At 43.6% G+C, this 1067-nt stretch carries 1 protein-coding gene; it reads right to left on the bottom strand.

Translation table 11 applies throughout. The features are described 5' to 3' along the window. Window positions 1-170: 170 nt before the first annotated feature. Window positions 171-1067: P-type conjugative transfer protein TrbL (trbL, locus tag ACFW3F_RS25580; RefSeq protein ID WP_388062519.1), on the bottom strand; the 897-nt coding region annotated here is incomplete at its 5' end.

Below are 1067 nucleotides of genomic sequence, written 5' to 3' on the forward strand. Positions count from 1 at the left end.
AACTAGAACAAGAGTACATCGAAGCCAAAGAAATATTGGATAACTGGCAGAATAAAGACCACCCACTTTATGAACGTCATCAAAGTTGTGTGGATGGTCTTATTACAAGGATTGAGCGTATAAAACAACAACTAAACAAATGCGAATAATCAGAAAAAATCTGTCTCGCCCTATGAGATAGTGTTTTCATCCTGATTGCTTTTAGATCGTTTTGACCGTAGCTCGTTTGCTTTATTCATCATCGAGCCAGCCATACGTCCACCAGTCGTAGAACCACTTAAACGACTACCAAGGTCACTTTTTAAAGCAGAACTCATATTCATGGCCATATTACCAGCCATAAAACCAGCTTTACCCATTGCACTCGATGGGCCTGTGCCAGTTGCTTGAGCCGTTTTAAGCTGTTCACTTGCCAACGCTCCAGCGCCTTTTGTAGCCATAGACGCACCAGCTGCACCAGCAGCAGCGCCAGCTGTCGCAGCAGCCACAGCACGTAGGGCAGAAGTTAAAGCAGCACCACTTCCAATAGATGAACCGTTAATCACACCTTGGAGCATATCAGGCACAATTTTGGTTAATGCCAGCAGTACCACACTACAGCCAATCATACCCACCAAACTTACATTGTCTTCAACATTAAAGCCCGTAGCCCACTCTTGGATAAAAGTAAGTCCAAGACCTGCAATCAATTGTAAGATAAATATTTTTGCACCGACTGAAACAGCATATTGAATAGTTTTCAAGGCATAGTCTTTCGTCCATTGCGAACCTGCAAACCCCATCATTAAGACACTAGCTGACACCACGATATACATTTCAACCAACGCCAAAACCAAGAACGCACAAATCAAGGCAAATGCAATCATGATAATGATTGAAGCAATCAGCATCCCCAATGAATCAATAGGCGACCAAGCACTTACCGAGTTTAAAATCTCTTGGACGATCTTCCAGCCGTTCACAAAAAAATCTGAGGGTGTAAGCAGACTGTAGCCACTGGCGGTAGATGCAGCCTGCCTGAAGCTATTTACAATCGCTTCAGCGAACGTTGCTGAGTTCATCAAAAG

The sequence above is a fragment of the Gordonia sp. NPDC058843 genome (assembly GCF_042743165.1).
GTDB lineage: Bacteria > Actinomycetota > Actinomycetes > Mycobacteriales > Mycobacteriaceae > Gordonia.